This window comes from Streptomyces albicerus (genome assembly GCF_008905045.1).
In the GTDB taxonomy this organism is placed as follows: domain Bacteria; phylum Actinomycetota; class Actinomycetes; order Streptomycetales; family Streptomycetaceae; genus Streptomyces; species Streptomyces albicerus.
Genome location: NZ_VWMY01000094.1, coordinates 1 through 12,377 on the forward strand (window position 1 = coordinate 1; position 12,377 = coordinate 12,377).

The window sequence follows — 12,377 nt, forward strand, 5'->3', positions numbered from 1 at the left end:
TGGCCGCTCTTCCGTGATGACTACGACTGCAGAAGGATGCGGGCTCTCAGCAGGGTGAAGGAGGCCCGGCCGTACATCTGGCGCTTGACCGTCTTGATTCTTCGTTCTGGCGGTGCTGGCGGGTGGGGTTGCCCGGCAGCGGCCCGCTGACGGTGATCTGGTGTTCGCGGGCGGCTCGTTCCAGGTGGACCAGCGAGGTGTAGCCGCCGTCGACCAGGTGCTCGGCAGGCAGCAGCCCGCGACGCGCCAGGCGGGTGTGGATGCCGGGCAGGGCCTGGCCGTCGTGCGTGGCGGCCGAGGTGGTGGCCACGTTCGTGATCACGTTGGCGCTGTCGGAGGCACACGTCTCAGTGACATGCGCGGCGAACCCCTTCCAGCTGATGATGTGCCCGTGACTGACGTAGCGCGCCGTGGTGTCGTAGGGGGAGACGATCGCCGACGAGGAGGGCGGCAGGCCGCCGTCGTCGGCGGTGCGCCGACGCAGGCGGCCTGCCGCGTCGCGGTAGTAGTTCTGGACGACGATCTGCCGCAGCGCCTCGGCCTGCGGGCCGGGCCGGTAGCCCGGTCCGTGCCGGTGGAGGCGTTCCAGCAGTCGGCAGGCGTCGTCGCCGGCGGCGAGGATCCTGGTCTTGGGCCGGGTGGGGTTCTTGCCCAGACGGACCGGACGGCCGTAGCGGCGCCCCCAGTCCTCGTCGACCAGGTCGGTCAACAGGTGCGAAGCGGTGCGGGCCACTTCTTCCAGCACGGCACGGACAGCCTCGGTGACCAGCTCCAGCCGGGTCAGGTCGCGCACTGCGGCCAGGACGTGGGTGGAGTCGGTGCGCTGCGTGGTGCGCTCGCGCACGAGTCCGGCCTCCTTCAGACGCGCGAGCGCCAGATCGAGAAGATGGTCGGCGCGGTCGTCCTGGGCGAGGCGCTCGCGGAAGTCGGCCAGTACGCCATGGTGGAAGCCGGGATCGTCCAGCTCCATCGCCAGGGCGTACTTGAAATCGATGCGGCAGCGGACCGCTTCCGCTGCCTGACGGTCCGACAGGCCGAGCAGGAACTGCAGCACACAGACGGTGGCCAGTTGGGCGGGCGAGATGCCGGGGCGTCCATCACGCGGGTACCAGCCCGCGAAGTCCTCGTCGCGCCACAGCCCGTCCAGCCGGTCTCTCACCCACACCGCCGTCGTACCGCCCGGGTTGCTCGCCCGCGCGATCTGCGCGGTCAGAGACGGGACTTGCTCACCGGAACGGGGACGGAGCGACAACGGACACCTCGGCAACTGCATCGGTCTTCGAAACAGCACCGAGCATGCCCGCTGATCATGCTGGCACACCGGGAAGCTCCAAGATCCCCGACAGAGTCGAGCTGAGGACCGGAGCCACACCCCGAGCCATGGCCGCCCTCGAGAACCTGGCCATCGGCCCCCTCCGGCTCACCGGCCGCACACAGCGCCGTCGGCCTCCGCCACCACGCCCGCAACCCCGCCGGGCCCTTGGCCACCTTGGACATCAGGTGATCAAACCGGACACCCCGCGAGAACGACGCAGCCCTGGCGGCGCAGCCCACCGGTGGGACCTGCGGCCCCCCCATGGTCATGCTCCGGGGTGCAGCCCGAGCCAGCCCGGCGTGGGGTCGCCCTTGACCTCGCCGATGTACAGGGCGAACGTCTGCTTCCAGCGCTCCACTTCGGCACGGTCGGCCATGAAGCGGGGGAAGCCGTCGAGGTGGGCGTTCGGGTACTTCCAGATCGGCTTCAGCCCGCCCGCGGGAGTGACGTCGGTCCGTACCGACCAGCCGTTGAAGGCTGCCTGCTGCCGTTGGGCGGACAGCACCCAGTTGAGGTAGAGCTTGGCCGCGGTCGGGTTCTTGGCCTGCCTCAGGACCGCGAGGCGCTGCCCCCACGCCATGAACGGATGCCCGTCGGCCACCGCCCACTGCACGGGCTCCGACGCCGACGCCGTCAGCGACCCCGCCCCGCCGACACCGATCGCCGCCTGGCCGCCGTTCAGCGCGTCCTCCGGGGAATTGCTGCCCCGCGCGAACCACACGTCCTGTGCGGCCAGCCGGGCCACCCAGTCCCAGCCGTACCGCTCGGCGTACAGCTTGTAGAGAAACAGGACCGCGTCGTCGTCATGCGGGTACGACGAGGCGATCTTCCCCTTCCACTTCGGGTCGACCAGGTCGAGCGGAGTGCGCGGCGCGTCCGAACCGACCGCCGCCAGGCCATACATGAAGCTGAAGCCGATCACCGCGCCCGCCACCCAGGCGCCCTGCGGGTCCCGGAAGCGGTGGTGCAGCTTGGAGAACCCGGCGGGCTTGTAGGGCAGCAGACGGCCTTGCTCCTTCCAGCGCGGGAAGTCGTGCAAAGTCTGCAGCTGGACGACGTCGGGGACGAGGCTGCCGGTCGCGAGCTGGTTGTCGACACGGACGTCGTGGTACTTGCTGTAGTCCACGATCAGCGTCATGTCGATGCCCGGGAAACGCCGCGTGAAGGCCGCCTTGAGGCGGTCCTGCTGGGTCGGCGTGTCACCACCGGCGTATATCACGAGTTTGCCGTCCTCGGCGAGGGCGGCCTGGTGCAGCTCGTCGAGCGTCCTGGTCTCCTCGGGGCCGGAGGCGTTCCGGGGCGCGGAAGGAGAGGCTGTGGCCTGAGCCGCGGCGGCGCCGAGACCGAGGACGGCACCCGCGCCCGTGGTGAGGATACGTCGCCTGTTGAGGAAGCTGGACACGTAGGAAGTACCTCTCTGCTGGGGGAAGCACGAGACCCGGCGCCATGGGCGCGGACCATACGGGGTCTTCGAACACTCGGACGGACCGCCGAACGTGGTGGCGATCTTGCCGCTATTCGCCACCGGCAACCAGCCACTGCTTTCTCTACGTGCGGTCTTCCTACTACTGACAGGGACAGGCTATGGAGAGGGCAGAGCAGGAGTTTGCCCGGTTCGTGCGAACGAGTTCGTCCACGGACACGGCATGCGCCGCTGCCGCTACCGAGGGCGGCCGAAAGCCCACCTGCAACACGTACTCACGGCCATCGCCGTGAACATCGGACGCCTCAGCGGCCGGTCCGTGACCGAGGAAGCCTCTTCACCGAGACCGCCGACCGCCTTCAGACCTTCCTGGATCAGAACGAATTCCCCCGGCCGAAGTCCTGGCGAACCCTCGGTAGCTGAGCCCGACCATCCAAGATCCCCGACAGAGTCAAGACTCACTGCCTGTTTCACATCTCCGTCCAGAGGGTCAGCCGCGCGGGCTCTCTGGGGCGTAAGTCTTCAACTGAGCGCGCACTGGCGGCGCAGTCCGGGTGAGTGGAGTGCTTCACGCGCTCCTGGGCTGCACTCGTACGAGGGATACAGCAGCCCATACGCGAGGCGGAATGCTCGATACCGCTGCCGGAAAGGCAGTTCGCCAGTAGACGGGAGCCTGTCTTGCCTACCTCCAGGAAACTCCTCGCCCTCACCGCTGCGCTCTCCTTCAGCACGCTTAGCGTGCTCAGCTCCTCGGGCACCGCAGTCGCCGAGCCGGACTGGACCGTCCCGACCGGGCAGGCGGTGACGATCGACCACGTCCTCACCGACACCCACATCACCTCCCACCCTTACGAGGGGAACACGATCGCCGACCTGATCGAATTGTTCGAGGACTACGACCCCCACCACCTCGCGGGAGAGAAGTGGATCTTCCGGGCCACCCGCGACAGTGAGGCGGTGCTGATCCAGAACTCCGGGGGTGACTTCTGCCTCCAGCCGGAGCCAGGGGCCGACGTCTCGGCCGGAACGTGGATCGTCCAACGTCCCTGCAGCGTGGGCAAGAAGACGCAGTGGTGGCTGCTGAACGGTGCCAGTCCCCGCGACTTCACCCTCCGCTTGTACGAGGACGATGGACTGGCCATCACTCCCGCGAACAACGAACGCTACTCCCGGTTGCGCCTAGGGCAGACGGACGGCCCCGAAGGCCATCTCAACCAGCACTTCCGGGTCCGGTGATACCGCCTGATCCACCAGCGGGGCAGCAGCACGCGGATGGCCGCTGCCGCGCGCCGTCGCGGGTCGTCCGCCCATGGGAGGACGACCCGCAGTCCCGGTGCCTGTTCCACGATCTGGCTGGCCAACCACCGCTGCCAGTGATCTCGGTCGGGTGAAAACGCCGGTACAGAGAACTTCTGCCGGGGTCTGCACGTGGTGCTGTCCATGAGGCCGATCAACGAAGCACACGTGGCAGAGCCGGGTCTGGTCGTAGTGGAGGTCGCGGCCTGCGCCGACCAGACCGCATTCGCCGTCCAGGAGACCACAAGAACAACTCCACCGGCTGGGGCAAGTTGAGCGGGACGTACAACCTCAAGAAGGCCCCTTACGCGCCCTGCGGAAATGTGAAAAGCCTCAGCTCCGGCACCAAGCTGTACTTCCACTGCTTTGTCTTCAACGCCTACGGGAACCTGTGGGTTTACGCCCGTCAGGCAGGCACCGAGACCCACGGCTGGATGTCGATCGTCAACTTCGGCGAATTCTCCGAAGACAGCCTCCTTCGGTCCTGCTTAGTGTGACCCGCCCCGCATGTACCGACAGGGCACCACAAGCTGATGAGGCTCTCGCACATCCTGGTACTACAGCAGCAGATCTTGAGTGAGTGATCGTTCTTGGTCGGCGTGTTTCCAGGGGCGGAGTCGTGCGGGGAGTGGATCGTCGCGGCGACGGTAACGGGCGGCGGCGGCCCGGGGCTGGTGTTCGGTGCGCCAGTGGTGCTGTTGGAGCTGCTAGGCGTTTGGTGAGCATCGCGGCGATGTCGGGCTGACTTGGGGGCTCGTCTTCGGTGGCCATGCGGTGACTGTAGAGATTGAATGTGGGCGTTGCTACAGGATTGCGGCGTGGCCTGGGCTGCTGGGCGGCTTCGGGCTCGCCGCCATGGAGGCACTGGCTGCGGGCGTCCCTCTCGTCGTGCGTGAACTGCCCGTGCTGCGCGAGGTGTTCGGGTCTGCAGCCCGTTTCGCCGCCACGCCGGAGGACCTGGCCGCCGCACTCGGCGCCGCCGTCTCGGACGACGACCCGTACGGCGCGCGGCGGGCCGGGAACTCGCCGCCCGCCACACCTGGACCGAGGCCGCGCGCCGCCACCTGGCGTTCTACCGCTCGCCGGGCTGAGCTCCGCGGGGCCCGAGCCGGCGGCGCGCGCACATCTTCACCAACCCATGTTGCGCAGAATATTGACCACTGCCGCCATTATGCCTAGCTTCACTGTGCCCGCCCCCGTCACAGGGAGCCCGTAGTGCCCACGTCGCGCGCCAACCGCCGGACCAGCGAGCCCCGTCGTGTCGCGCTGCTCCCGTGCTGCTCGTCACCCTCAGCGCCGCACAGTCGGCGCCGGTTTCTAAGCGGTCTCGAGGAGGTGAGGCACGCCCCACGCCACCCGGCACGGCACCTCCCCAAGACCGCTCAGCCGCTCCGAACTCAGCTCGGCCCCCCACCCGCTGAAGGGATCCTCTCGTGAATCGCCGACTCCTCCTCTCGGTCGCCGTCCTGTTGATGGTGACCGCGGCCCCGGCCCGTTCCGCCACCGCCGAGGACGTCCACGTCGAAGGCACGCTCACCTCCGGTGCCACGTACGTCATGGACGTGCCCGCCGGCTGGAACGGCACCGTGCTCCTGTTCAGCCACGGCTTCCGGCCGCCGGGTTCGCCCAACCCGGCGCAGAACGTCACCGACACCGCCACGCGGGACCTCCTCCTCAAGGACGGCTACGCGCTGATCGGTTCCTCGTACGCCACCACCGGCTGGGCGGTGGAGCACGCGGTGCCGGACCAGCTGGCGACGCTGGACGTGTTCACCGAGCGGTTCGGGGCGGCCCGGCGGACGCTCGCCTGGGGCCAGTCGTACGGCGGGTTCGTCACCACGAAGATCGCCGAACGCCATGGCGACCGCATCGACGGATCACTGTCCGTCTGCGGGCTGGTCCACGGCGGCGTCGCCAACTGGAACAACACCCTCGACCCGATCTTCGCCCTCAAGACCCTCCTCGCGCCCGACGCCTCGCTGCCGCTCGTCGACTTCCAGGACCAGGCCGCCGCCACGGCCGCGGCCGCGACGTTGACGGGCGCCGTCACCGAGGCGCAGAACACCCCGGACGGCCGCGCCCGGATCGCCCTCGCCGCGGCCCTGCACAACATCCCCGGCTGGAACGATCCGGCCCAGCCCCGCCCGGCGCCCGACGACTGGAACGCCCAGCAGGCCAACCAGTACACGGCGGTCAGGGGCCTCCTGGCGACGGCGGCGTTCAGCTGGCGCCAGGACACGGAAACGCTGGCGGGCGGCAACTCGTCCTGGAACACCGGCGTCGACTACGCCAAGTTGCTGCGCGCGTCCTCGGCGTACAAGGAGGTCAAGGGCCTCTACAAGGCGGCGGGGCGCTCCCTGAAGGCCGACCTCAAGACACTGAACACCGCCCCGCGCATCAAGGCCGACAAGGAAGCCGTCGACTGGATGAGCCGGACCAGCGCCTTCACCGGCAAGCTGACGAAGCCTCAGCTCACCATCCACACCACCGGAGACGCCCTCGTCCCGGTGCAGACGGAGAGCGCCTACCTGCGGGCCGCCACCGCGGGCGGCTCACGGCATCTGCTGCGCCAGGCGTACGTCGACAACGCGGGCCACTGCTCCTTCAGCCCCGCCGAACATCTCGCCGCCCTGGACACGGTGGAACACCGGATCGACACCGGCCGATGGGGCGACACGCGCCCGGACACCCTCAACTCCCGTGCGCAGCAGGCAGATCCGACCTCACCGGCTCGCTACGCCGACTACCGTCCCACCCCGTACCTGCGCCCGTACGACCTGGCCCATCCGGGCGACGCGTACCGGCCCTGACCCGGCCCGCCCGGCGTGGGAGCGGCCCGGCCACCGGCCGTTCCCGCATCCTCTCCTCGACGCATGCGACCGCGTGCGACCGCACGCGACCGGCATCCGGCCGTTCGCGACGCATGGAGGAGGATCCCGGTGCCGGCACGTCCCACGCCTCGCAGAGCGCCCTTGTTGCTGACCGCGACGGCCGTCCTGGCCGCCGCGGTCCTGACCGCCGTGGGACAGCCGGCGGGAGCCGCACACCGGACCCGGGCACCCGAGCCGTCCCCTCCGGCGACCCTCTGTGCCCCGGCGGGCACTCTGAAGGGCGGGAGCGGGCAGCGGGCCGACGTCAGCCTGTGCGCGAGCACCGGGGGCGCGGGCACGTCCCTGTCCGCCCCGGCCTCCTGCGAGCGGGCCGGCACCTCCGTCCGGTACACCTGTCTGACCTCCGGCACCTGGACCCTGCGACGCGACGGCAGGACCGTCGCCTCGGGCCCGCTCCCCGGGGGCAGGGAGAACCCAGGACCGGGCACCTACGACGTCAGCGGCACCGTCCACGTGCGTTCGTCGCCCGCGGGTGTCGACCTGCGCGGCACGGTCCACGCCACCCTGACCCTCACGGACCCGAAGCCCGTCCCCACCCACCGCATCGAGGTCGGCCGGCGCACATTGCGGCCGCACACGACGACCACGCTGACGTACACCGTCTCGCGTGACAGCGACGAGGGCGACGGAAGCGCACGCTTCGGGCTCATCGGGGAGGAGGCTTCAGGCGTGGAGCTGACCACGTCCGACGCCCGCTGCGTCAACCCGCTCACCGGCCGGTATCCGTCAACGGCCCGCAGCATGTACGCCCTGGACTGCGCCCTCACCGACCTCCAGCCGGGCCGTCCCTCGAAGGTCGTCGTCCACGCCACGCTCGCGGACGCCTGCACCACCGTCGTCTCCAAGCTGGGCTACTGGACGCCCCGCGGTCAGAGTCTCTACACGGGCGGCATGCTGGCCGGGCCCACCGTCACCTGTCGTCCCTGAAGTCCCCGTGGACAGGAGGTACTTGGGCCCGACAACGCGTACGGGCCGGTCCCACGCGGGGACCGGCCCGTAGCGGCGGCGCGGCAGGCCCGCCGCCTGTGCGCGACTGCGGTGTCAGGACTGCGGCGGCCGGTCCTGGTCCGGGTTGGTGCCGAACTGGTCCCTGAGCTTGTCCTGGCCCGTGTCGACCTGACCGCTGTACTTGTTCTGGGTCTTGTCGTCCACGAAGTCGCCGGCCTGGTCGATTCCCTTGTTCGCCTGGTCCGGGTGGCCCTTCAGCATGCCTTTGATCTTGTCCATAACGGACATGAGTCATCCTCCTGATCAGTTCACCCCCACGCATCCAGGGTCACCGCAGGCGGCGGGTTTCGCATCCGGGCGGGAAACCGGCCGGTCCCGGGAGGGGCGCTACGCCCCCGTACGGCACTCCGGGTGGCCCCAGCCGTCGGCGTTCTTCGCGATGGTCTCCCCCGCGGTGTACGAGCGTCCGCAGCGGCAGCGACCGGGAAACTTGGCCTTGAGCGTGCGCGAGGACGAGGACGACGAGGACGACGAAGAGGATGTGGAGGACGCGGACGCGGTGCGCTTCCGCGAGGGCGCCGCCTTCTTGACCGCGGGAGACTTCGGCGGCTCCGGGGAGCCCTGCTCGCTGCCCGCCGGCTCCTGGACGAACGCCGCCTGGCTCGCCGCCCGGTCCGCGAAGTCGTTGAGACGGTCGCCGTCGACCTGGTGCGCGGGGACGTACCGGAACTCCACCGAGCGGCCGTCGAGCAGTTCGTCGATCCGTACGACGAGTTCCTGGTTGGCCACCGGCTTGCCCGCCGCCGTCTTCCAGCCCTTGCGCTTCCAGCCCGGCAGCCAGGTCGTGACGGCCTTCATCGCGTACTGGGAGTCCATCCGGATCTCCAGCGGCACATCCGGGTCCACGGCCGCCAACAGCCGCTCCAGCGCGGTCAGTTCCGCGACGTTGTTGGTCGCCGTGCCGAGCGGGCCCGCCTCCCACTCGGCGGGAGTGCCCGTCCCGTCGGCGATGACCCAGGCCCAGCCTGCGGGGCCCGGGTTTCCCTTCGATGCCCCGTCGCAAGCGGCGATTACGCGTTCACCCATGGGCTCGATCATGCCAGGGTGCGAGGTCCCGCCGGGACGGCGGGTGGCTGGGTGCGGGTCCGTCGCGGTTGGGCGCGCCCAACCCGGCGGGGCTATGCAACCGTCGCCAGTCGGTGCCGGCCCAGGCGTTCGTACAGCGCTGCCGCCGCCTTGCCGGAGCGACAACGTCCAGAACCGGATGGAGATCTCGCGCTTCGCTTCCTGTGTCGCCCGGGTCATCGGCAGCAAGCCGATTCCGCAGCCCAGGCCCTCAGGAGGGGAGGCGGGGACAGCCACGCCGCCGGACAGTCGGGCCAGCTCACCGCGTAGCCGTCGCTCGCGTGGACCTCGGCGAGCGCCGCGACGCACGCGTCGAGGTCGTCCCGGTCACGGGGCCGGACCGCGCTTCCGCCGGAGGCGCCGCGTGCGGGCGGCGGCCCTCTGACCACGCGCGACTGTCGGCCGGACCGCTCTGCCTGTGAGCTATGTTGAACTTCAGTGGGACACGAAGGAGGCGCACTGGTGCCATCGCCGCAGCAGGCCCGCGCGCAGGCGTCCGCCATCAGCTCGGGGAAACCGGTCCCGGAGGCGGAGGCCGCTCCCACGACACGGCTGCGGGCCCTGTTCGACGGCCCCCGGCTCTCTCCTGGTCAGCGCCGCATCGCCCAGTATCTGATCGAGCACATCACCGAGGCCGCGTTCCTGTCGATCACGGATCTCGCGGAGCGGGTGGGCGTGAGCCAGCCCTCGGTGACCCGCTTCGCGACGGCCGTGGGCTTCAGCGGCTACCCCGCGCTGCGCGAACGCCTCCAGTCGATCGCCCTCAGCAAGCTCGCCAGCACGCCCGACGCCGCCGAGGAGGCCCGGCCGAACGAACTCCAGGCTGCCGTCGACGCCGAGATCGACAACCTGGAGAACCTGCGCCGCGACTTCGCCGACCCGGAGAAGGTCATCGAGACCGGCCGCGCGCTGTCGCAGTCCACTCCGCTCACGATCCTCGGGCTGCGGATCTCCGGCTCGCTGGCCGAGTACTTCGCGTACGCCGCCCGCCGTATCCACCCCGACGTCCGACTGGTGACCCGGGGCGGCAGCGTCGCGTACGACGCCCTGCTCCAGTCGCGCGAGGCGGGCGGCACCTGGGTGCTGGCCTTCACGATGCCCCGGCACGCGCACGAGACGCTGACGGCCATGCGGGTCGCCCGGCGGGCCGGGCTGCGCGTCGCCCTGATCACCGATCTGGGGCTCGGACCGCTGGCCGACGAGGCTGACGTGGTCTTCGCCACCGGCACCGGCGCACGGCTCGTTTTCGACTCCTACGCCGCGCCCGTGGTGCTGTCCGCGGCCCTGCTGCAGGCGATGACCGACGCCGATCCCGAGCGTACGCAGGCTCGCCTGGAGGACTACGAACAGGTCGCGGACGAGCACGCCTTCTTCCTCAAGGACTGACTCGCGGAGCGACCTCTCCGACATACGGTGACCGGTGTCCGCAAGACGTGATTCAGCCGTACCTCCACATGAATTTTTTCATTCCCTTGCTTACCGGACGGTATATATGAATACTTCTGGCTGATCGGGATCCGGTGGGGTCCTGGTCAGCCCGGGAACGGCGCTACCTTCTCGCCTCGGCCCGGGCGCACTGAACGGGCACCGCTCACGCACGCCCGTGGCGGCCCCGGTCAATCCCCTAGGCCGGGGCCGCCAAGAACGACCCGAACCACCCGCCGGCCACCTCGGAAGCGATGACCATGTCCCTGACGTACTCGCCCATCAGCACGGACTGGCCCTGTCAGGTCAAGACGCCCGGCAACCGTGACTGGGAACGATCGGCGGCCAAGTGGCTGCGCGAACTGGTGCCGGCCCGCTACGCCAGCTACCCGCTGCTGATCCGTCAGCCCGTGCTGCTCGCCCGCCACGCGCAGATCCAGCTCCAGCAGGAAATCCGCGTCGTCCGCACGGCGCTGCACAGCGCGCGGGCCGAGCTGCCCGCCCTGGGGATGCCGGAGTCCGTCATCGAGCACACGATCAAGCTGTACGCGGCGGAGCTCACGCAGTTGAACCACATCGCCCGGGGTGTACGCGTCGTCTCCCAGGCCCTGGTGGACAGCCACAACGCGCGGCACGGTCACTGAGCCGATCATGCGCGGACCCGGCGCGTTCGTGGCCGACGTTGCTCGCTAGTCTGCCGGGATGCGTGATGGGGGAAGCGGGAGTGACGACAGCGGTGCCGATGCGCTCGGCGAAGAGCGGCCCGCCGAGCCCGCCGGCCGTTTCGGCGCGCTGAAGAAGCACCTCTCGCTGAACAAGCCGCTGACGAAGCGCCGGCGGATCGTCGCGGGTGCGGCCGTGGTCGTCCTCGTGGCCGGGGTGTCGATCCCGCTCGCCCTCGCCGACTCCGGTTCCGACAAGCCCTGTTGGCGGCTGCCCGCCTCGAAGCGCGCACTGGCGGGGGACGCGGCGGCCGCCACGAAGGCGCTGGATCCCGGTGAGGATCTCCAGCGCCTGGGCTCGGTCAGGAAGCTGCTGGCGCACGAGAAGGTGTGTGGCGACGGCGCCCGCGTACTCGGCGACATCGTCAACGCGGCGACCGGTGTCGTGGGTACGGGCAGGCCGCACACCCTGGAACAGGCTCGCAGTTCCTACGCGGTGGCGGCAGCGCTCCATGACCTCGAGATCCCCGCCCCTCTCGCCCCCGGCGTCGCGCGGATGCTGGCCAAGTACGTGGTGGACGCGGGGCGCGGCGACATGCTCTCCGCCGACGAGGCGAACCGCCCCGCGGTACCCGCCGAGGACGCCCAACTCGACAAGCAGGGATATACCTGGCTCGGCCGGTTTCTGGCCCCGGGCGAGGCGCACGTGGTCTTCGAGCACAGCGACAGCTACCCGGACGCCGACGCGAACATCGAGCACCTCGTCGCCGAACTCGCCAAGCACCCCGAGGCGTTCGCGATCCTCTACGACGCCGAGCGCGCCTATTTCGCGTACTACCTGGAGCGGCTGACCGACCAGGGCGGCGACCCCGACTTCCGCCCCTCGGCCGACAAACGCTTCGAGTCGACCCCGCAGGACTGGCCCGACAACGACCTCCAGGACGTGTCCGGCCGCATCGGCAACCTCATGAAGTACCGCGCCGCGTACGTCACGGACGGGACGATCCCCGACAGCGCCGCCTTCGACAAGGTGGTGCGCGAGCACACCCGCGGCACGTTCCGGCCCGCGTCCCGGCGGCTCGACACCCGCCCGCCGATGGGCGACATCGCGGACCGGCCGGCCGCCGGGCCGGTGCGCGGCGACCTGATGGACGGCCGCCACCAGCTGTTCACGGTCCTCGACGGGTGGGCCGGAGCGCGGCACGTGTCGGCCGAACGCACGGCCGCCCTGCGACAGTTGGTGGACGACTGGTACGTACGCGCGCTGTGGATGATGCCGTGACGGTCGGAAC

12 protein-coding genes are annotated in these 12,377 nt (G+C 70.0%); 8 read left to right on the forward strand and 4 right to left on the reverse strand.

Annotated features, from left to right (window positions below; translation table 11 throughout):
- Positions 1-46 precede the first annotated feature (46 nt).
- A complete protein-coding gene (locus GAS53_RS48205; RefSeq protein WP_225859582.1) occupies positions 47-1,252 on the reverse strand; it encodes a transposase in 1,206 nt (401 codons plus the stop codon).
- Between the two features lie 328 nt (positions 1,253-1,580).
- Complete coding sequence (locus GAS53_RS48210; protein WP_151484131.1) at positions 1,581-2,717, reverse strand: ABC transporter substrate-binding protein; 1,137 nt, start codon at positions 2,715-2,717, stop codon at positions 1,581-1,583.
- A 699-nt stretch (positions 2,718-3,416) separates the two neighbouring features.
- On the opposite strand from GAS53_RS48210, the gene GAS53_RS48220 reads away from it, so the two are divergent.
- The 5 genes from GAS53_RS48220 (at position 3,417) to GAS53_RS48235 (ending at position 7,852) form a co-directional block, all read left to right on the forward strand.
- Positions 3,417-3,974 carry an RICIN domain-containing protein gene (locus GAS53_RS48220; protein ID WP_151484132.1) on the forward strand — a complete coding sequence of 186 codons (558 nt, stop codon included), beginning with the start codon at positions 3,417-3,419 and terminating at the stop codon, positions 3,972-3,974.
- A gap of 204 nt (positions 3,975-4,178) precedes the next feature.
- Entirely contained in the window at positions 4,179-4,310 is a 132-nt protein-coding gene (locus GAS53_RS57285; RefSeq protein WP_225859583.1) for a DUF6207 family protein, read from the forward strand.
- Between the two features lie 579 nt (positions 4,311-4,889).
- Complete coding sequence (locus tag GAS53_RS58655) at positions 4,890-5,213, forward strand: hypothetical protein (RefSeq protein ID WP_404829425.1); 324 nt, start codon at positions 4,890-4,892, stop codon at positions 5,211-5,213.
- Between the two features lie 293 nt (positions 5,214-5,506).
- Complete coding sequence (locus GAS53_RS48230) at positions 5,507-6,844, forward strand: alpha/beta hydrolase family protein (protein ID WP_151484157.1); 1,338 nt, start codon at positions 5,507-5,509, stop codon at positions 6,842-6,844.
- 129 nt (positions 6,845-6,973) lie between these two features.
- Entirely contained in the window at positions 6,974-7,852 is an 879-nt protein-coding gene (locus GAS53_RS48235) for a hypothetical protein (protein WP_225859585.1), read from the forward strand.
- A 114-nt stretch (positions 7,853-7,966) separates the two neighbouring features.
- Here GAS53_RS48235 and GAS53_RS48240 read toward each other — a convergent pair whose 3' ends face one another.
- Positions 7,967-8,161: an antitoxin gene (locus GAS53_RS48240; RefSeq protein WP_151484133.1), complete on the reverse strand. Its 195-nt coding sequence runs from the start codon at positions 8,159-8,161 to the stop codon at positions 7,967-7,969.
- 99 nt (positions 8,162-8,260) lie between these two features.
- On the reverse strand, positions 8,261-8,971 hold the full coding sequence (locus GAS53_RS48245; protein ID WP_151484134.1) for a ribonuclease H family protein: 711 nt from the start codon (positions 8,969-8,971) through the stop codon (positions 8,261-8,263).
- Positions 8,972-9,460: 489 nt separating this feature from the next.
- On the opposite strand from GAS53_RS48245, the gene GAS53_RS48250 reads away from it, so the two are divergent.
- The 3 genes from GAS53_RS48250 to GAS53_RS48260 all read left to right on the forward strand — a co-directional run bounded on the left by GAS53_RS48250 (position 9,461) and on the right by GAS53_RS48260 (position 12,367).
- Positions 9,461-10,384: a MurR/RpiR family transcriptional regulator gene (locus GAS53_RS48250; protein WP_151484135.1), complete on the forward strand. Its 924-nt coding sequence runs from the start codon at positions 9,461-9,463 to the stop codon at positions 10,382-10,384.
- Between the two features lie 293 nt (positions 10,385-10,677).
- Positions 10,678-11,067, forward strand: coding sequence for a hypothetical protein (locus GAS53_RS48255; RefSeq protein WP_151484136.1), 390 nt, complete (start codon positions 10,678-10,680; stop codon positions 11,065-11,067).
- Positions 11,068-11,125: 58 nt separating this feature from the next.
- Positions 11,126-12,367 carry a hypothetical protein gene (locus GAS53_RS48260; protein ID WP_151484137.1) on the forward strand — a complete coding sequence of 414 codons (1,242 nt, stop codon included), beginning with the start codon at positions 11,126-11,128 and terminating at the stop codon, positions 12,365-12,367.
- The last annotated feature ends 10 nt before the right edge of the window (positions 12,368-12,377 follow it).